This is a genomic window from Shewanella sp. MMG014, from assembly GCF_018100775.1.
Lineage (GTDB): Bacteria > Pseudomonadota > Gammaproteobacteria > Enterobacterales > Shewanellaceae > Shewanella > Shewanella japonica.
This window is the reverse complement of the sequence record NZ_JAGJDZ010000018.1, coordinates 1-19,204: the sequence shown is the minus strand read 5'-3', so window position 1 is coordinate 19,204 and position 19,204 is coordinate 1. Positions and strand designations below refer to the sequence as shown.

Annotated in this window: 18 protein-coding genes; 5 read left to right on the top strand and 13 right to left on the bottom strand. The window is 41.3% G+C overall.

Annotated elements, in window-relative coordinates; genetic code table 11:
- The first annotated feature begins 143 nt into the window (after positions 1-143).
- Positions 144-542: a DUF3224 domain-containing protein gene (locus tag J8L86_RS20305; RefSeq protein ID WP_065110672.1), complete on the top strand. Its 399-nt coding sequence runs from the start codon at positions 144-146 to the stop codon at positions 540-542.
- Positions 539-775, top strand: coding sequence for a hypothetical protein (locus J8L86_RS20300; protein ID WP_065110673.1), 237 nt, complete (start codon positions 539-541; stop codon positions 773-775). Before J8L86_RS20305 ends, J8L86_RS20300 begins: the two co-directional genes overlap by 4 nt.
- Positions 776-892: 117 nt before the next feature.
- Here J8L86_RS20300 and secF read toward each other — a convergent pair whose 3' ends face one another.
- The 6 genes from secF to J8L86_RS20270 form a co-directional block, all read right to left on the bottom strand.
- A complete protein-coding gene (secF, locus tag J8L86_RS20295; protein ID WP_055026180.1) occupies positions 893-1,840 on the bottom strand; it encodes a protein translocase subunit SecF in 948 nt (315 codons plus the stop codon).
- A gap of 14 nt (positions 1,841-1,854) precedes the next feature.
- Positions 1,855-3,705, bottom strand: a complete 1,851-nt coding sequence (secD, locus tag J8L86_RS20290; protein ID WP_065110674.1) for a protein translocase subunit SecD — start codon at positions 3,703-3,705, stop codon at positions 1,855-1,857.
- Between the two features lie 17 nt (positions 3,706-3,722).
- The gene (gene yajC, locus J8L86_RS20285; RefSeq protein WP_055026178.1) at positions 3,723-4,055 is read right to left on the bottom strand and encodes a preprotein translocase subunit YajC; all 333 of its coding nucleotides are present in this window, start codon (positions 4,053-4,055) and stop codon (positions 3,723-3,725) included.
- A gap of 31 nt (positions 4,056-4,086) precedes the next feature.
- Complete coding sequence (tgt, locus tag J8L86_RS20280; RefSeq protein ID WP_055026177.1) at positions 4,087-5,220, bottom strand: tRNA guanosine(34) transglycosylase Tgt; 1,134 nt, start codon at positions 5,218-5,220, stop codon at positions 4,087-4,089.
- A 144-nt stretch (positions 5,221-5,364) separates the two neighbouring features.
- Positions 5,365-6,405 (bottom strand): tRNA preQ1(34) S-adenosylmethionine ribosyltransferase-isomerase QueA, encoded by a 1,041-nt coding sequence (gene queA / locus J8L86_RS20275; RefSeq protein ID WP_211031403.1) that lies wholly within the window; start codon positions 6,403-6,405, stop codon positions 5,365-5,367.
- A gap of 201 nt (positions 6,406-6,606) precedes the next feature.
- Positions 6,607-6,810, bottom strand: a complete 204-nt coding sequence (locus J8L86_RS20270; RefSeq protein ID WP_144430226.1) for a hypothetical protein — start codon at positions 6,808-6,810, stop codon at positions 6,607-6,609.
- 184 nt (positions 6,811-6,994) lie between these two features.
- On the opposite strand from J8L86_RS20270, the gene J8L86_RS20265 reads away from it, so the two are divergent.
- A complete protein-coding gene (locus tag J8L86_RS20265) occupies positions 6,995-7,591 on the top strand; it encodes an ACP phosphodiesterase (protein ID WP_065110676.1) in 597 nt (198 codons plus the stop codon).
- Between the two features lie 116 nt (positions 7,592-7,707).
- Positions 7,708-8,367 (top strand): RluA family pseudouridine synthase, encoded by a 660-nt coding sequence (locus J8L86_RS20260; protein ID WP_065110677.1) that lies wholly within the window; start codon positions 7,708-7,710, stop codon positions 8,365-8,367.
- Positions 8,368-8,466: 99 nt separating this feature from the next.
- Here J8L86_RS20260 and sstT read toward each other — a convergent pair whose 3' ends face one another.
- The 7 genes from sstT to J8L86_RS20225 form a co-directional block, all read right to left on the bottom strand.
- The gene (gene sstT, locus J8L86_RS20255; RefSeq protein WP_055026172.1) at positions 8,467-9,690 is read right to left on the bottom strand and encodes a serine/threonine transporter SstT; all 1,224 of its coding nucleotides are present in this window, start codon (positions 9,688-9,690) and stop codon (positions 8,467-8,469) included.
- Positions 9,691-9,905: 215 nt separating this feature from the next.
- On the bottom strand, positions 9,906-10,784 hold the full coding sequence (locus J8L86_RS20250; protein ID WP_055026171.1) for a chemotaxis protein CheV: 879 nt from the start codon (positions 10,782-10,784) through the stop codon (positions 9,906-9,908).
- Between the two features lie 192 nt (positions 10,785-10,976).
- Positions 10,977-12,494, bottom strand: coding sequence for a phospholipase D family protein (locus tag J8L86_RS20245; protein WP_082972505.1), 1,518 nt, complete (start codon positions 12,492-12,494; stop codon positions 10,977-10,979).
- A 103-nt stretch (positions 12,495-12,597) separates the two neighbouring features.
- Entirely contained in the window at positions 12,598-13,068 is a 471-nt protein-coding gene (locus J8L86_RS20240; RefSeq protein WP_065110680.1) for a dual specificity protein phosphatase family protein, read from the bottom strand.
- Positions 13,069-13,164: 96 nt separating this feature from the next.
- Positions 13,165-14,484 carry a DEAD/DEAH box helicase gene (locus tag J8L86_RS20235; RefSeq protein WP_211031402.1) on the bottom strand — a complete coding sequence of 440 codons (1,320 nt, stop codon included), beginning with the start codon at positions 14,482-14,484 and terminating at the stop codon, positions 13,165-13,167.
- A 301-nt stretch (positions 14,485-14,785) separates the two neighbouring features.
- Positions 14,786-15,310, bottom strand: a complete 525-nt coding sequence (locus J8L86_RS20230; protein ID WP_082972506.1) for a methylated-DNA--[protein]-cysteine S-methyltransferase — start codon at positions 15,308-15,310, stop codon at positions 14,786-14,788.
- Positions 15,300-16,889, bottom strand: coding sequence for an Ada metal-binding domain-containing protein (locus J8L86_RS20225; RefSeq protein ID WP_247663583.1), 1,590 nt, complete (start codon positions 16,887-16,889; stop codon positions 15,300-15,302). Before J8L86_RS20225 ends, J8L86_RS20230 begins: the two co-directional genes overlap by 11 nt.
- 179 nt (positions 16,890-17,068) lie before the next feature.
- Between J8L86_RS20225 and J8L86_RS20220 the strand changes: the two genes are divergently transcribed.
- Positions 17,069-18,898 (top strand): ABC transporter ATP-binding protein, encoded by a 1,830-nt coding sequence (locus J8L86_RS20220; RefSeq protein ID WP_055026168.1) that lies wholly within the window; start codon positions 17,069-17,071, stop codon positions 18,896-18,898.
- Positions 18,899-19,204 lie beyond the last annotated feature (306 nt).

Below are 19,204 nucleotides of genomic sequence, written 5' to 3'. Positions count from 1 at the left end.
ATTATTCCTACAGCTATTGCTCTGCTGGCAAATTTTTAATCATCCTACTTGTAAATGGTTCTTAATGTCGAGCATTGATTAAACTTTATACTCAATATATGCTCAACAAGGTACTTAAAGGAGTGCACTCAAAGGAGATTGGTATGACACTTCATATATCAGGCATTTTTCAAATAACCAGTTGGGATGAAACCACTGATATTCAGCACCCAGATGGAGCAAAGCAAACATCAGCCAGTATAACCCAAATGTATTCTGGTGATCTTGAGGGCGTCAGTCAGCCCAAGTACATTATGTGTTATACAACCGATGCCCAAGCGGTATTTTGTGGCTATGAAAATGTCGAAGTCACTATCAACGGCAAGTCTGGTAGTTTCGTATTGCAGCATAACGGTAAGTTTGAACAAGGCGTTGCAATCAGTAGTTTTATCATCGTGCCGAATTCAGGACAAGGAGAGCTAGCGAATATTGACGGCAAAGGCAGCTTTACCTCTGGTGAAAAGGGGCAAGCTAACTACCAAATGGAAATAACCTCATTGTGATACCTTTCAATATCAGTCGATTACACACAGAAGTCGGAATTGTGCAATTAAACGGACATTGGGTGCCAAACCCAGATTACGAACAAAAGACTGCCTTACACATAAATCGTTTGTCGCAACTCTCAACAGACGGTTGGGTAGAACTTGATATCAACCACAATGGCAACATAAAATTCATTCAACAGCTACAGCCATTTGTCGTGCAGCACTTAGTAGCGCAACAGCAGTGCTAATTGAGCGCTAATTGCAGAACATAAATGGCAAACAGCAACACACTTTAGCCATCAAAAAACCTTAATTTATATACAAAAAAGCCACTCAATAGAGTGGCTTTTCTAGATTAATACCGTTTACGGCATCATTGAAGGTTGGTCAGCACCTTCTTTTTCAATCTCAACAGGCATCATGTGCTCACGACAGATACCCAGTTTAATTGCAAGGTAACTTGCCACATAGATTGAAGAATATGTACCAACGAAAATACCGCATAATAATGCTGTCGCAAATCCGTGGATCATACTACCGCCCTTTAGGAACAAGGCGATGACAACAACCAACGTAGTACCTGTTGTGATAATGGTACGGCTCATTGTTTGGGTAATAGACGTATTTACCACTTCATTTGGTCCGCCTTTACGCATCTTAAGGAAGTTCTCACGGATACGGTCATAAACAACAATAGTATCGTTTAATGAGTAACCAACAACGGTCAATAAGCCAGCCAGAACTGTCAAATCAAACTCAAGTTGTAAAATTGAGAAAATACCTAATGTTACGATAACGTCATGGGCAAGTGCGGCTACAGAGCCCATTGCCAAACGCCATTCGAAACGGAAAGACACATAAATAAGAATACAGATTAATGCTACGATAACCGCAAGGCCACCCTGCTCAGCAAGCTCTTTACCCACTTGTGGACCAACAAACTCAACTCGCTTTTGAATAACGCCAGCATCGATAGTTTGTGCGCCATCCATTACAGCTGCAACTTGAACTTCACTTTTCAGATCCTCAAGTACAGGTAAACGGATTAACACATCTCGGCTTGAACCAAAGTTTTGAACCACGGCACCACTTGCGGCATCAGTTTCGTACTGAGCGCGAAGTTCAAGTAGATCAACAGGTTTCGAAAACTCAAGTTCTACGACAGTACCGCCAGTAAAATCAAGTCCCCAGTTAATCCCTTTTACACCTAAAGAGGTTAAAGAGGCGATAACCAAAAACATTGAAAAAATACTGATGACTTTCGCATGCTTTAGGAAGTCGATCATTTTGGTAACTGAAAATATTTGTAACATGGTCAACTCCTCCCTTAGATAGATAGTTTCTTAACGCGTTTACCACCCCATATGAGATTCACAATTACGCGAGTTCCCACAATAGAAGTAAACATAGACGTTGCGATACCAATCATTAGAGTTACAGCGAAACCTTTTACAGCACCCGTACCCACAGCAAACAAAATCAAGGCTGTCATAAAGGTGGTAATGTTCGCATCAGCAATAGTAGAAAATGCGTTACCGTAACCTTCATGAATCGCTTGTTGCACACTACGGCCTGCCAGTAATTCTTCACGAATACGTTCGAAAATAAGGACGTTACCATCAACCGCCATACCGACAGTCAGTACCATACCAGCAATACCAGGAAGCGTTAGTACCGCTCCAGGAATCATTGACATCACACCAACAACCATCACTAAGTTAGCAGTAAGCGCTAAGTTAGCAATAACACCAAATGCACGGTAATAAACCAGCATGAAGATAAGTACGATTGCCATACCCCAAATCATTGCCATTTTACCGTTTTCGATGTTTTCAGCACCTAGACTTGGACCAATTGTACGTTCTTCAACAATCGTCACAGGCGCAATCAAGGCACCGGCACGTAACAATAATGCCAGGCTTTGTGCTTCGGCGTGATCAAGACCATTAATCACAAAGTTACGACCAAGACGCGCCTGAATCGTAGCAACAGAAATGACTTCTTCAATCTTAGTCATTTTTACCGTGCCGTCAGGGTTACGTTGACCGCTATCTTTATATTCAATGAACAACGTTGCCATTGGCTTGCCAATGTTATCTTTGGTCACGTTAGAGAAAATATTACCGCCTTTCGCATCTAAGTTAATAGACACTTGAGGACGACTGTATTCATCAAAAGAAGGTTGTGCACCGGTAATATGATCACCCGTCAACATAACTTCTTTTTTCAATACAGCAATACCGCCAGAGCGACGAGGGTATACTTCAGAAGAGGCTGGTACTCGACCATTTGCAGCTGCTGCTTGATCCGCATTTTCGTCAACCATACGAAATTCAATCGATGCTGTTGCACCAAGAATTTCTTTTGCACGAGCAGTATCTTGAACACCAGGAAGCTGCACAATGATGCGCTCAGCACCTTGACGCTGTACCACGGGCTCAGCTACACCTAGCTCATTAACACGGTTACGGATAGTCGTAATGTTTTGCTGAAGAGCTTCTTCCTTAATTTGCTTAAGGTATACATCACTCATATTTGCGTGAAGCATATAGTTTTCACCAACACTGTTGTCGGTAAATACCATGTCGTTACTTAATGATTTTAAGTAGCGCTCAGCTTTTGCCAAGTTATCAGCATCACGGAACTTAATTTCCAATCCTTTTGCTGTTTTTCTGACACCAGCATAACGAATCTTTTGCTCACGTAATTGACTTCTAAAATCAGCAATTTTGGCTTCTTCCATCTTGCGGATGGCTTCCCCCATGTCCACTTCCATTAAGAAGTGAACACCGCCACGTAAATCTAGACCTAGCTTCATTGGCGTTCCGCCAACAGCTTCAAGCCACTCTGGAGTAGCAGGCGCTAGATTTAACGCAACGGTATATTTATCACCTAAACTTTCAGCAATGGCTTCTCTTGCTAACAATTGCTGTTCAGCATTTTGAACACGGACAATTAATTGCCCGTCTTCGAGCTCAGCGCGCTTAACCGCAATGCCTTTACTCTCAAGTAATCCATTTACTGACGATAGTGTTGAAGCCGTGACTTCCGCGCCACGAGTCGCTACGACTTGTACCGCATGGTCCTCACCAAAAAGGTTTGGAATTGCATAGAAACCACCAATGGTGATGACAAGCAACACCATGATGTTTTTCCACATTGGGTATTTATTTAACACACCTGAGCCCTCTTGGCTTACAACGACTGGATAGAGCCTTTAGGCAATACCGCTGCAACATAATCCTTTTTAATCGTGATTTGGCTAGTTTCATTAATGCTTAATAAAACGTAATCACTGTCGTCACTGATTTTAGCAATCTTGCCTAAAATGCCGCCGCTTGTTAGCACTTCATCACCCTTACTTAATGCTGACATTAGGTTTTTGTGCTCTTTAACGCGCTTAGACTGAGGACGGAAAATCATGAAGTAGAAGATCAAGCCAAAAACTACTAGCATGAAAATCAGTTCCATAGTGCCGCCACCTTGTGGAGTGCCTGCTGCGTTTGCGTATGCATTTGAAATAAACATATTACTCTCTTCTTGTTTTCTAAATTAAAAATCAGTCTTTTAACTCTGGTACAGGTGGAACTTCACGACCTAACTTGGTGTAGAAATCTGTCACGAAGGCGTCTAATGTACCCGTCTGAATAGCACCACGCAAACCTTCCATCAAAATTTGATAGTAACGTAGGTTGTGAATGGTGTTTAAACGAGCACCTAGAATCTCATTACAGCGATCTAAGTGATACAGGTAAGCACGTGAGTAGTTCTTACAAGTATAACAATCACAGCTTTCATCTAATGGCGATGTATCATCACGATGGCGAGCGTTACGAATTTTAATCACGCCTTCTGATGTAAATAAATGGCCATTACGGGCATTACGTGTAGGCATGACACAATCGAACATATCAACGCCACGACGAACACCTTCAACTAAATCTTCAGGTTTACCTACGCCCATTAAATAACGAGGTTTATCTTGTGGTAACTGAGGACATACATGCTCAAGGATGCGGTGCATATCTTCTTTAGGCTCACCAACGGCTAACCCACCAACAGCATAACCATCAAAGCCAATGTCAGTTAGCCCTTTAACGCTTTCATCACGTAAATCTTCGTAAACGCCACCTTGAACGATGCCGAACAGCGAATTAGGATTTTCTAAGCGATTAAACTCGTCACGTGAACGTTGCGCCCAGCGCAAAGACATTTGCATCGATTTACGCGCTTCATCATGTGTTGCAGGGTAAGGAGTACATTCATCAAAAATCATCACTACATCACTGCCTAATGAGTTTTGAATTTGCATCGACTTTTCTGGATCTAAAAAAATCTTCTCACCATTAATTGGTGAACGAAAGTGCACGCCTTCTTCGGTGATTTTACGAATATCACCCAAACTGAATACTTGGAACCCACCCGAGTCGGTTAAAATAGGACGTTGCCAATTCATAAAGTCATGTAAATCACCATGCTTACGCATGATTTCTTCACCAGGACGTAGCCACAAATGGAACGTGTTGCCCAATAGAATATCAGCACCCGTTGCACGGACTTCTTCTGGTGTCATACCCTTTACAGTACCGTAAGTACCAACTGGCATAAATGCTGGGGTTTCAACCGTACCACGTTCAAAAACTAAACGACCGCGACGTGCGCGTCCGTCTGTTGTATCAAGTTCAAAATTCATATTTCACCTTGCCAGATAAACAGTCTGACTCGTTGTTGTTGCATAAGACATGAGGGCATTAGCGATAACTTCAAGGTTAAAGCTAAAATTAACCCAAAAAAATACCCACCTCTGTGGGCGGGTATTTTAGATCAAAATCAAACGTTACGGGGCTTTTTTAGTTAAAAACATGGCATCGCCATAGCTAAAAAAGCGGTATTTTTGTTCGATCGCGTGTTGATAGGCATTCATCACATTGTCAAAACCCGAAAATGCACTAATTAACATAATCAACGTCGACTCGGGTAAATGGAAATTAGTCACCATTGCGTCAATCACTTTAAATTCGTAACCAGGAAAAATGAAAATATCCGTATCGCCTTTGAACGCGGCAAGAGGAGCCTCCCCACTTGCTTTAGCTGCGCTTTCAAGTGAACGAACCGAAGTGGTTCCTACGGCAATCACGCGATTACCCGCAGCTTTGGTTTCAGCGATTAAATCGACAACTTCTTGCGACACTTCAGCCCACTCAGAATGCATCACGTGCTCGTCAATCATATCAACTCGAACAGGTTGAAAGGTGCCAGCACCGACATGCAAAGTAACAAAAGCAATGTTAACCCCTTTATCTTTTAACGCCGCAAGCATGGCATCATCAAAATGCAAGCCTGCAGTTGGCGCTGCGACTGCACCTGGGGTTTGATTATAAACCGTTTGATAGCGCTCTTTGTCTGCATCTTCATCAGGGCGGTCGATGTATGGCGGAAGCGGCATGTGGCCCACTTCTTCTAACACTTCTAAGATTGTTTTATCAGCGTCTAATTCAAGTTCGAATAATGCGTCATGACGCTTGAGCATTGTCATTTCATAACCGCCATCTAAGATAACGATTGAATCAACTTTTGGGGATTTTGAGCAACGCACATGGGCTAAAATACGCTTATCATCCAACATTCTTTCGACAAGTATTTCTAACTTTCCACCTGATGCTTTTTGGCCAAACAAACGTGCAGGAATAACGCGAGTGTTATTAAACACCATTAAATCGCCACGATTAACCTTTGATAATACGTCAGTAAATTGCTGATCCTCTAATGCACCGCTATTTCCATCAAGCGTTAGTAATCTTGATGCATTACGTTCTGCCATTGGGTAACGAGCAATAAGTTCATCAGGTAAATCAAAAGAAAAGTCAGCAACGCGCATATCTATACTCTATTCAAAGGACAATAAAAACGGGCGCTAGTCTAGGACTACCAGCCGTTAATATCAAGTTTATCGCAATAAATAGTGCTTGAAGATTACACAGTAAATCCGATGCCCGAATGTTAATCATCGGCTAGAGTGAAAAGCGAGTAACAGCCAAAGCCGTTAATACAATGAAGTCTACGATCTATGAGTAAATCGTTATTTGGAATTAGGTGATTTAAATTGACTCACATTACTGTCTAAATCAGGGATACCGGAATGGGTTTTAATTGAATCGTTTTCTTCGGCAAGCGCTTGGGGTTCAGGGCGAAAGGATTGCTTTTCAAAGCGGAGATCAATTTCGATTTTTGTGCGTTTACGATTAGGTTGCTGTCCCAATACTGACATTATCCAGTTTTTCATCATCCGTGATCCTTAAACCGATTATTTATTATGTCGCAACGTCCCTCAGAAATAATAGCAATGACATTTGAGTAGAAATCTATATGATTGATTCTAGACTTATAAAAAATGCTAATTGATGGTTAATTTCTGTCTGCGTGGTTTAGCATCATACTGAAAAACTCAAAAATTAAAAGTACAAAATATGAACTTTCTTGCACACCTACATCTAGCCGATATTAGTGATACTCATTTGGCAGCCAATCTCGCTGGTGACTTTGCAAAAGGCGATATAAAACACTTCCCAAAACATCTTCAGCAAGGAATTTGGCTACATAGACAAATTGATAAAATTACCGATAGCCATGAAATAATTGTGGATTTAATTAAATTGTTCCCTAAATCCTCTAAAAGAGTTGCTCCCATCCTTATCGATTTAGCATTTGATCATTACTTGGCTTTTTATTGGGAAGAATACCATCAAGACTCACTTGCCGATTTTACTAAGAAGGCATATCACAGTTTAGACACCACAGAAGAGCTGCCTGAAAAGCTGCAACTTATTGCTCCTAGCATTATCGAACAAGACTGGTTATCCGCCTACCAAACTAAACAAGGAATGAATAAAGCCATCGAAGGGGTTAGCCGACGTATATCAAAGCCAGAACTCTTTAAAACGGCCATCAAAGATGTCGATAAGTTGTATGTTGATATTGAAATCGCATTTAGAACCTTCTACCCGCAGTTAATGGCATACAGCCGTATTTACAGTCGAAAAACACCTGAACAATACCTGCCATAAATACCCACCTCACCTCTAAGTTGCAATTATTACCCACATGCTGTGTGTTTAAGCGTTACTGCACAGCTAAAAGTTTGCTAAAATAGCCGATTATTCTTGTAAACCGATGCCACTTAATGCAAATTTTTGATTACCAACCTCCTAGTATCCCTTGGCTTGATATTCGCTACAAAGACCGCGATATCATTGTGATTAACAAGCCTGCTGGGTTACTTGCTAATCCGGGTAAAGCACTAGTAACCCACGATTGTGCTATCACACGTGTTCAAACGCTGTTTCCCGAGGCTATTTTAGTACACCGCTTAGACTGCGATACTTCAGGCATTATGGTGTTTGCACGTAATAAAAAAGCAGAATCTCATTTAAAAACCCAATTCCAAGACCGTAAAACCAAGAAGGTCTACATCGCTGAGGTGAAAGGACGAATTGAAAATGATTCAGGTACTGTCGATTTAGCATTAGCTGCAGACAAAAGTAATCCGCCATTTCAGGTTGTTTCAGAAACTGGCAAGGCTGCAATTACCCATTACGAAGTCATTGAAAGACATCCAGAACATACCCTAGTTAAATTAATACCGGAAACGGGCCGAACTCACCAGCTGCGTGTTCATATGCTTGCACTCAACCACGTGATCCTTGGTGATGCGTTTTATGCCGATGAACAGACTATCGCACTAAGGGATAGGTTAAGTTTACATGCACAAATGCTAACTATAACCCATCCATATACCCAAAAGCAGCGCACCTTTTTCAGTAAGCACCCTTTTAGCGACTAAGTATATTCTTAGATGTACTAACTAAGCTGTAGAAAAACTGTAAATTCAAAACAAAAAAAACCGCTCATACGAGCGGTTTTTTAATGCTTACAATAAGCTTTAGCTGTTTTCTTTTGCTTCAGCAGCTTCACATGCCGCAGCAGTGAATACCACGTCAGTAGAACTATTAAGCGCGGTTTCAGCTGAGTCTTGAACCACACCAATAATGAAGCCCACTGCAACCACTTGCATTGCAACGTCGTTCGAGATACCGAATAAACCACATGCTAATGGGATCAGTAGTAATGAACCACCTGCAACACCTGAAGCGCCACATGCAGAAACTGCCGCGACTACACTCAATAACACAGCAGTTAGAAAGTCTACTTGAATACCTAAGGTATTTGCAGCAGCTAATGTCAGCACTGTAATCGTGATTGCCGCACCGCCCATGTTAATGGTTGCACCTAACGGAATTGATACTGAATAAGTGTCTTTATGAAGCTTTAACTCTTCACATAAGGCCATGTTGACAGGAATGTTTGCCGCACTTGAACGAGTAAAGAATGCCGTCACACCACTTTCGCGTAAACACTTTAATACTAATGGATAAGGATTACGGCGAATTTTCAGGTACACAATAATTGGGTTAACAACTAATGCAATAAACAACATCGCGCCAACGAGTACGGCTAATAACTGTGCGTAACCTGCTAATGCATCAAATCCCGTTTCTGCGATAGTGCCTGAGACTAAACCAAAAATACCAATTGGGGCAAAACGAATAACAAAGCGAACAATCTTAGTCACACCGTCACTTAAATCCGACACGACTTTTTTAGTTGATTCACTAGCATGATGTAACGTGATCCCCAGACCCACTGCCCATGCCAAAATACCAATGTAGTTGCCTGTTAATAATGCATTGACTGGATTATCAACAATTTTAAATAACAATGTATTTAATACTTCAGCAATGCCTTGTGGCGGGTTAGAACCTTCAACACCGCCAGCCAACAGTAACGTTGTTGGAAATGCAAAACTAAATGCCACTGCCGTTAATGCCGCCGCTAAAGTACCGACTAAATATAAGCCAATAATAGGGCGCATATTAGTTTGGGTATTTTTCTTTTGATTTGCTATCGATGAAGCAACGAGAATAAAGACTAAAATTGGTGCAACCGCTTTCAGTGCTTCAACAAACAAACTTCCTAAAAAAGAAACTTGTGTGGCTGCTGAAGTTGAGAAAGTGGCTAAAATAACACCCAGAATAATACCGGCGAGAATTTGTAGCACTAAGCTACCGCTAGCGACCCGCGCTAACAGAGATGGATTTTGATTCATTGCTTGACCTATGATTATTATATTTATGGCTTTTAGTAAGCTCTAATATTTGTGCGGCTTTTAATAAGCTCTGATAGGTATATATCGGATGAATTGGCTAAAGTCTAGTCTAGAGAAGAAATGATGCGCTAATATTACTCGCTATTACCAAACAAACCACATTTAGCCAACATGTGACTAATTATGATGCAGTGGGTTAAATCATTTAAAAATTGTTATTTCGCCCCTCGTAGCATGGCTTCGATTAATTCATGGGCATCAAATTTGGTTAAGGCTTCGTTGGCGCCAACTTGATGTGCCTGACTCACACTTATCTCACTCGATAATGACGTGTGTAAAATGATATAGGCATCAGCCAAATCAGGATTGTTTTTAACTTCAAATGCCAACTCGTATCCATCAAGTCCCGGCATTTCAATGTCACTAACTAAGATATTAATTGGTTTTTGTTGGTTGGCCGCTTCTTGCATAATGGTCAATGCATCATGACCATCAGCGGTAACGTCATAAGCAATGTTGATTGAATCAAGGGCATCAGATAATTGCTTTCTAGCGACTTTTGAGTCATCGACAAGCAAAATCCGCATTGGCTTTAATCGCTCACGCTGAACATCGGTGAGCATTGCGCGACTTGTTGCTGGATCTTGTGGGAATAGTTTTGCCATAAGCAACTCAACATCCAGCAACTGCACTAGCTTATCATCCACTCGGGTTACCCCAGTTAAAAAAGCGGAATGGCCTAAATTAGCCGCCGGCGCTTCAATATCACGCCAATTACATTCAATGATCTTATCAATGCCACGAACCAGAAAACCAATCACCATACGCTGACAATCAGTAATAATCACATAACACTTTTCTTGTTCAGATTTAGCGATCGGTTTAAACCCAATTGCACCTGCCATATCAATAATGGCAATGGTTTTACCGCGCACAGTTAATGTGCCAAGAATATAAGGATGAGACTGAGGGATTTTCGATAACGCACTAAAAGGCACTATTTCACGAATTTTTAAAGTACCGAGGGCAAACTGCTGCATTTGGGTTAAATGAAAAAGGAGTAACCCTTGTGACTGGCCTGCTTTGCTCTTCATATACCATCCAATAACAACTGTGCTAAGTTTACAGCAACACTAACATGATCATTCGCAGGTAGCTGATATAAAAACGGGTGCTCATGATCAAGTATTCTGCTAAAACAGTAACACTCAGCACCATGTCGAATTGAGTTAATCACAACCTAAATGGCATAGCAAATCACAGCTTAGGTTAATGATTGAGAAAAGTTAAAGTTGTGACTCTATTGGCAACAATGATAAAAAATCTGCCATAAATTTACGCCAAAAACCCGCACCAGGCTCAGCATAAATCACTTTATCATTGAGGTTATCAAGCCAGACTAAGTCACCTTCTTCAATACTGAGTTCGTAAGCTTTTTCATCTGCAGTAATGGCTATCCCATTTAATATATCTTGAGCGAATTGCGCGTTCTCGATAACTAAGCCCATTTCTGTATTAATTAAGGCCGAACGAGGGTCGAAATTAAACGAACCGACAAAAATTATCTCTTCATCTATGACAAAGGTTTTAGCATGTAAGCTGGTTTTACTGCTCCCTTTCCAGCTCGATTTTTTCTCAGTTGCATCACCTCGAACTTCATAAATTTTAACGCCACCTTCTACTAATTTTTGACGATATTGTTGATAACCAGCATGAACAGCAAGGACATCGGTCGCGGCAAGGCTATTGGTGACAATGGTAATTTGTTTACCTTCTTTGACCGCACTAATTAGTCCATTTGTGGCTTCATCACCAGGAACAAAGTAAGGCGATACTATTAACAACTTATGCTGAGTTTGATTAAAAAAGAAAGCTAAATCATCAAGTAAAATGCCATCTTCACGGCCTTGTTCAAGCTTATTTGGCGGATCGAACACCACATGAGCTTCTCCCCAATACCAATCTAACGTTTTATTTTTAAGCCTCTCAATCAAGCTACTGTTTTCAAGGCGTTTGACGTACTCACCTTGGGTTAATGTGGCTTCAAACTCTGCAGCCTTTACCTTTAGCATCTCAAGATCAGAATTAAGCTCATTTGCATCAGCAAGCTGCTGAATACTTTGCACCTGTTCAGAATTCCAATAGGTATCGAACTGATTTGAAACTTCATCGACAGCTTCGCCTACAGCCAGCACATCTAAGTCACCAAACTCAACATTCTCATTGGCGGAAAAGTACTCACCACCAATATTTCGACCACCAACAATGGTGACGAGGTTATCAATGGTCAATGATTTATTATGCATCCGATGGTTCATGCGGCCAAAATCACTTAAGAATGCTAAACCACGATACTGACGTTCGTATGAGGGATTAAATAACCTGATAGAAATATTAGGGTGATTTGCAACAGCCAATAACCCATCGTCATGGTTAGCAGTCGTCAGATCATCAAGAAGGATACGAACTCGAACTCCACGCTCAGCTGCATTATATAAAAACAAGGTAAGTATTTTCCCTGTTTCATCATTTCGATAAATGTAATATTGCAGATCAATACTCTTTTGCGCGCTATCTATCATCGCCAGCCTTGCGATAAAGGCATCAATACCATCTGATAAAGCTTTTATGCCTGTTAAGTTTGGCTTTTTCTGAGAGTTTATATAGTTAGCGAGGGATGTATCGGTTGGCGGGTTAAACTTATACTGCTTTTCAAGGGGGGCAAAATCGACCTTGGAGGCACAGCCCGACACTATAAAAGCAAACACATAGCAAAGCAGTAATATGTATTTATTTTTAAGCATCAAGTTTCCCTTTCTCGATTATTTTATATTCGATTCATAACGCTTCGAATAACAGCAGTTTATTGTTGAGGGCTATATTAACGTCAATTAGCCCTCACTTAATTTAATCTTGCAGCGCGTATAGCACATCAAACACCAGTTGGTCCCAGCCTTCAGCGCTAAATGCAATATCACGAACACTGCGAACTTGGCTGACGGCATGAACTGGCGCTGCGCCATTATCCATTAAATAATATGCCATCATTATCCCAGTTCTGTCTTTACCTGAGCGACAATGGATCATCACGGCGACATTGTCAGCTTCACATTGCCTGATAAACGCTAGCGCTTTTCTCGCTTGGCTAACACAAATCACCACATCTCCCTCTTGTGGAGGAATGTTGCGTGAAAAAGGAGTGCACAAATAGCGTAAACCTTGTTTCTCAATCTCATCAGTATCAACATTATCGCCGTTATTGACCGATAAAACTGCGCCCACTCCGGCGGCTTTTAATTCTGCTAAATCCCATTCATCCTTATTAGGGCCACTACGACCGGCAATCACGCCGTCAACTAACCAAAATAACTGCTTCATATTTAATGGTTGCTCTTATTACATAGGTAGGATGTAAAACCCTGACAGCCTCATTGAACAGATACATCACACATTCTGCCCATTAAGTCGCCAGTATTATTGTTTATCTTTTGCAGCTGAATGCCAAATATCAACATTCACTGGTGCTTTGTTCTTTTTCTTCTTTTTGCCTGTTCCTGCAGGTTTTGCCATAGGCTTAGTAACGTCTTCATCTTCAGGCGCCTCTTCGTCAGGTTCAAATCCAACAAAGGTTTCACGTTCTAAACGAATTTTGTTTTTCTTTTCAATCACACTAAAGTGATGGAAGTCAGCGTGTGCAATTAACGAAATGGCCAAGCCGACTTCTCCAGCACGACCACTTCGACCAATGCGATGCATGTAATCAGCAGGGCTTCGAGGTAAATCAAAATTAATGACCACTGGAAGTTTTTCGATATCGAGTCCACGAGCGGCAATATCGGTGGCAATTAACACTTCAATATCGCCCGCTTTAAACCCATCAAGAACTCGATTACGTGCACCTTGGCCTTTATCCCCATGGAACACTTCTGCAGTAATCCCCCGCTTAGAGAGTTTTTCAGCTAAGTGTTTACAACTGTTTTTAGCATTGACGAAAATCAGTGCTTGGCGCCATTGATTTTGTTTAATCAATTCGGCCAGTAATGCGGTTTTCTTTTCACGGTTTACGGCAAAAACACGCTGAACTAACGTGCTTGCGTCGGCGCTTTGTAATTGAATTTCTACTGGTGTGGTGAGCAAGCTATCTGTAAGGGTGCGCACTTCTTCAGGGAACGTTGCCGAAAACAATAACGTTTGTTTTTTATGAGGCATTAAGGCTAACAGAGCGGCTAACTCTTCAGTAAAGCCTAGACTCAGCATTCTATCTGCTTCATCAAGGACTAAGGTTTCTACTTTATCAAGCTTGATGGCATTACTAGAAATCAAATCTAGCAATCGCCCAGGTGTTGCAACTAATACATCAGTGCCGCCACGCAATGACAGCATTTGAGTATTGGCTGATACGCCACCAAAAACTGCGGTTGATTTAATAGCACCATTAAAATACACAGCATAAGATTTAACGCTATCAGCGACTTGCTTAGCAAGCTCACGAGTAGGAACTAGCACTAATGCAGAAACAAAGTTACCTTTGTCTTTTTTAGCCGTTTGTTGTGCTTGATGAATTTTTTGCAAAATGGGTAATACAAATGTGGCTGTTTTACCTGAGCCAGTGTTGGCACCCGCTAATAAATCTTTTCCTGCAATCACACTTGGAATAGCTTGCGCCTGGATCGGCGTTGGCGTTTTATATTCCATTTCCTTTAGACGGTTGGTAATGGGTGCAATTAGGCCAAGTTCGGCAAAGTTGGCTGCACTGATGTGTGAAGCTTCAGGAGAATGATTAGCTGATGTCATTAAATTAGGGTGCTCAAATATAAATATAAATCGAATAAAACAGTAAGGTTTATTTTAGCTTATTTGAGCCGGTTAAGTTAGCGATATTGCGCAACCTATGAGTAATTAATAACCTTAATCGGTATTAGATACAGGTATTTCCCATCAAAAAGCCAAACACCCAATTTAAACTCATATGCAAACAGTCTTGAGCGATAACAGTGTACTAGTATCATCGGTGGTCAAATAAGCGGTTAAACGGCCACCAGTTCATCTTTCGAAAAGTTTGACTGAATACCAATAGCTTAGCCCTAATTGAGCGCTAACGACTTTCAAGATTTAATAAAAATTGCTTCATCTCAAGTCCATAAGCATAACCAGTTAAGGTACCATTCTTACCGATAACTCGATGACAGGGCACGATAATAGCTATTGGGTTTGCCCCATTTGCAGCGCCAACAGCACGCACCGCTCTAGGGCGCTCAATTTTATTGGCAATATCACCATAACTGCAGACTTTGCCAAATGGTAAATCAACTAGCGCTTGCCAAACCTGTTGTTGAAACTCTGTCCCCTTGGCAGCAAGTGGCACATCAAAGTGAACTCTTTGGCCTGAAAAATACTCTTCGAGCTCGTGAATAGCTTGTTCAATCCATTGTTTAGCTTGGCTAATGTCTGCGCCAGTCGCTGCTTTTATTTCAGAGGATAATGAATAATTTGCGGCATGTGAGTCTTTACCAATCACTTGCAAATGCGTTAAACCTGCCACTGAAGCTTGTAGCTTTAAATCGCCAACAGGACTTTTAAAAATAGATTGATGCAAGGGGGGTAACATATTAATTTTCATTTTGGCTCCACAATTGAAACGTGAGATAACTGCCCCATGGGCTAACTTGCTTAGCGAGGTTGTTAACGAATGTTTGATACAACTTAGGGGTAAACTCACCCTTATTTGCTATCGCAAACGGGTTGTTATCAGGCAAGTCATTTAAGGCAAGCAAGAGGGCTTTAATTCGATTTTTAATTACTAAGTCTCCGCCCAGAAACACATCAGGGTTACTCTCTCCTCGCATTTGAGCATAAGCAATAGTCCAAGGACCTATGCCTTTTATATCTATCCATTTACTGGGGCAAGCAAATGGATTTTTAGCAACAAAGTCACCAAGGCTATTTAGCGCACGTTTTCGAGATTCAGGCATTTTAAATTCATCTAAACTCGCTGCAGCGATGGACTCAGCGCTAGGAAAAAACTGCACTTCCCTACCTCCAACTCGCTTAACGGCACCATAATTTTTAACGAGTATATTGAGAAGTTTACTGGCTTGAATCACACTCACTTGCTGGCCAAGTACCGCGCGACACCCCGCCTCAAATACTGAAGCAGTACCTGGAATTCTCAAGCCTTGTTTAACCTTCATCCCTAAGTTCTGCAGCGGCTCAAATGATTGTTCAATCACGTCCATATCCGCGTCTAAATCTAGTCGCTGCCTGATAAATCGCACGGTTTGATGTAAATACCGGATATGTTCAGTCTGTTCAAATTCAACTGTTAACGCTAATTGATTCTTGCCTTTGACAGGAACAACTTCATAGACACCTGTCACTGTTTGCTCATTGAATGAAAAAGCAAAACTTCTCCCATAAGAAAAAGTTGTTTCATTCAGCCACTCCATACCATCTACTGCACGCAATTGATAAAACGACCAAATATCCTGCCATGAATACGGTGGCCGATAATCCAACAATAACTTAATACCTTGCGAGTTAGTTTCTGCAGACTTGTTTACTTTTTGGGTTTTGCGTAGCTGTGTTGGCGTCAGTAGTAGTTGTGATTTAAACACTTCATTAAAGCGTCTTATGCTATTGAAACCTGCCGCCATCGCGACGTCCGTTATCGATAAGCTGGTTTGATGTAGTAATTGTTTCGCAAACATCAATTGCCTGTATAAGGCATATTTTTTAGGTGAAGTCCCGAGTTGTTGATTAAATAAACGTGACAAATAACGGGAGCTTATCCCTAATCTTGCTGATAATTCCGTTAAAGACTGCGCATTCTCACCAGAAAGGCTACCACCTTCGATTAACGAAATAGCTCGCTGCAAACTAGTGCTTGTACCCTGCCACGCATTAGATTCTGGAGCACTGTCAGGTCGGCAGCGCAAACAAGGCCTCAGCCCAGCTTGAGAAGCCTTTATCGCCGAATCGAAATACACCACATTTTGCTCTTTAGGAGGAGAAGCAGGACAAATTGAACGGCAATAAATTCCTGTCGTTTTTACGCCAATGAAAAAGCGACCATCAAAGCGTGCGTCACGACTTAACCTCGCCTGTCTGCAAACATCATTCGGCAAATAACATGCAATTGAAGGTTCTAGAACCGGTTCGAGCTCGTTATCTGGATGTGGCTGGTTGTGTGTACTAGTCATCATATGTCGATAAGTCAGTGATGGAGATAACGTCACTTTACCCAAAGTTTACCTTCACAACTAGCGGAAAACGGAACTGAATGCTGATTAACTTCGCACAAGGATTGTCACAATCTATTCAACACTTGCATCATAAGTTACGGTATCCTAGCAATAACTAATATTCATTCGAGTTGTTGATGTTTAAATTTTTTGAATCTTTAACGAACCCTTTGCCTCAAGAAGAGCCCACCAAGGCACCTAAAGGCGTGTACGCGTTTTGTCGCCATTACACCCGTGGGTTTGAAAAACACCTGATTATTATGTCGATGTTGACTGCCACACTCGCCATTTTAGAAGTCTCGCTTTTCGGGTTTATGGGTAAGTTAGTCGACTGGTTAGTCACTAAAAACCCTGAAACCCTATGGCAAGATGAAGGTAACACGTTAATTGGCATGTCTATCATTGTGCTGGTAGTGATCCCGCTACTCGTATGGTTACACGCCTCTATCGTGCATCAAACTCTATTAGGCAATTATCCGATGGCAATACGCTGGCAAGCACATCGATATCTGCTTAAGCAAAGTATTTCATTTTACCAAGATGACTTTGCAGGTCGTATTGCCACTAAAGTCATGCAAACTTCTCTCGCAGTTCGTGAAACAGTGATGAAATTACTTGATGTATTGATGTACATCTTGATTTATTTCACCTCTATGCTGGTTATGATAGCCAGTGCTGATGTCCGTTTAATGCTGCCTATGCTTGTATGGTTATTTGCTTACATCGCCATCCAATGGAAGTTAGTACCAAAATTAAAAGCAATTTCAGCCAAGCAAGCTGATGCTCGCTCGACAATGACTGGCCGTATTGTTGACAGCTATACCAACATTTCGACTGTAAAATTATTCTCTCATACGAAACAAGAAGCCGATTATGCTCAAGACAGTATGATGGGCTTTTTGCACACCGTTTATGGTCAAATGCGCCTTGTCACGATTATTAATGTGCTGGTGCAAGGGATTAATTACTTACTGGCGTTTACCATTGCTGCTGTTTCAATTTGGCTTTGGGCTGATGATGCTATTACCGTTGGTGCTATCGCTATTGCGGTAAGTTTAGCATTACGTTTAAACGGGATGTCACAGTGGATCATGTGGGAAATCAGCTCACTTTTTGAAAACATCGGTACTGTCACTGACGGAATGAACACCTTATCTAAGCCTATTGAAATTGAAGATAAGCCTGATGCCAAAGATATTTGTGTCGACAACGGCAAAATTGATTTCAATGATGTTAGCTTTAACTATGGTGAAGACTCTGGGGTGATTAACGATTTAAACCTCAATATCAAAGCGGGTGAAAAAGTCGGCTTAGTTGGCCGTTCCGGTGCCGGTAAGTCAACATTAGTTAACTTACTCATGCGATTTCATGATGTCGAAAAAGGCCATGTTGCCATCGATGACCAAAAAATTACTGATGTTACCCAAGACTCATTACGTTCAATGATAGGGATGGTCACTCAAGACACCTCATTACTCCATCGTTCGATTAGGGAAAATATACTCTACGGCGATCCAACTGCAACTGAAGCACAGCTAGAAGCTGCGATTTCGCAAGCACAGGCTACTGACTTTATTAAGGATTTATCAGATCCATTTGGTAATACAGGCTTAGATGCACAAGTGGGTGAGCGTGGTGTTAAATTGTCTGGTGGTCAGCGTCAACGTATCGCTATAGCCCGTGTTCTACTTAAGAATGCGCCGATTCTTTTACTTGATGAAGCGACATCGGCATTAGATTCTGAGGTTGAAGCTGCGATTCAAGAAAGTTTGTATGAGTTGATGCAAGGTAAAACGGTAATTGCTATTGCTCATCGCTTATCAACTATCGCTGCAATGGACAGATTGATAGTATTAGATAAAGGCAAAATAGTTGAGCAAGGTACGCATCAAGAATTAATCAAATCGGGTGGGATCTACGCACAGCTTTGGGCACATCAAACAGGTGGGTTCTTAGGGATCGATTAAGCTTAAATTGAGTTTATAAAGCACAAAGCCGTTCAATGTAATCACTGAGCGGCTTTTTATGGCTCAGCAACAATATGCAGAGTGAATATAGACTAGCTTTCTCGTTAAATACTCTGGTTTATGAAGATTTGCACATGCTTTGCAAAAAACGAGTGATAGGCTTTGAAAACAAAAAGTGTGAACACAATTAAATTGAAGAGAACATCAAGCAGAAAACAATGAACTGTTGGTGTTTAAATCAAACTTGAGAATTTAATGAGGTAAAGCAGATGAAATGGTGGTCGATACTGGGCTCGAACCAGTGAC